Source organism: Mesorhizobium sp. M0664 (assembly GCF_040320565.1).
In the GTDB taxonomy this organism is placed as follows: Bacteria; Pseudomonadota; Alphaproteobacteria; order Rhizobiales; family Rhizobiaceae; genus Mesorhizobium.
The window spans coordinates 1-988 of record NZ_JAMYPW010000112.1; the positions used below are offsets into that span (position 1 = coordinate 1).

Genomic DNA, 988 nt, shown 5'->3' on the forward strand with positions numbered 1-988 from the left:
GTGAACTTCTCCCGCACGTGCTGGATCACCTTCCATTGCCGCGGCACCACCTCCAGCGTCTCGGTGATATCCTCACCCAGCTTGCGCAGCCGATGACCGCCGCAGCAATGGCAAGCGGCCGGCGCCGGCTCGACCACGCGTTCGCGCGGCAGATGCTCGGGAAATGGCTGGCGCGCCGGTCGCTTGCGCATGTAAGGCGCCACCTCGGTGGTCCGGGCCGCGGCCTGTTCGGCGGCGATCTCGTCTTCCGTCGCGGTGCTCTCGAGTTCCTCGAAGGTGAGTTCCATCTGGTCGTGCAGGCGGGCTGAGCGTTCAGAACTCTGACCATGCAGCGCCCGCTGCAGCTTCCGGATCGTCAGATGCTGATGCGCGATCAGCGCCGCATCATCCGATGCCTTGGCCCTGGCGACCGCCAGTTCGGCCTCGACCAGCGCAGCGCGCGCGGCCTCGTCTTCGGCTCTGGCCAGCGCCGCGGTCAGCGCTGCTCTCAGCGCGCCAATATCGTCCGGAACAGCATCCTGGGCGGTGGCAACCATGCCCTGGAGTGAATCATAAAACGCGTCCGCTGACTCGCGGAAAATGGCGCAAACTCAAAGAAAAACTCAGCCCGCGCGCTGCGGGCGGAACGTGTGAAGCGGGTTGCGCCAATCGATCCCGTCGAGCATGTAGGCGAGCTGCGCCGGTGATATGGAAACCGTGCCGTCCGCCGGCGACGGCCATAGAAACCGGCCCTTCTCGAGCCGTTTTGCATACAGCGACATGCCGAGCCCATCATGCCAGATAATCTTGATCAGATTGCCGCTGCGGCCGCGGAAGACATAAATATCGCCGGCATGCGGGTCCCGGCCCAGCGTCTCCTGAACCTGCAGAGCGAGGCCTTGCATCCCGCGACGCATATCGGTCCGGCCGACCGCCAACCAGATCCGCACCTGGCTCGGAACCGGGATCATGAAACGCCCAGCGCCTTCACCATCGCTGCCGCCAGTGT

Annotated in this window: 2 protein-coding genes; both read right to left on the reverse strand. The window is 65.1% G+C overall.

The window, feature by feature from the left end:
• Nucleotides 1–536: IS66 family transposase (locus NKI39_RS34170; protein ID WP_352837553.1), on the reverse strand; the 536-nt coding region annotated here is incomplete at its 3' end.
• A 66-nt stretch (nt 537–602) separates the two neighbouring features.
• The coding region (tnpB, locus tag NKI39_RS34175) for an IS66 family insertion sequence element accessory protein TnpB (protein ID WP_352837556.1) at nt 603–988 on the reverse strand (386 nt) is incomplete at its 5' end.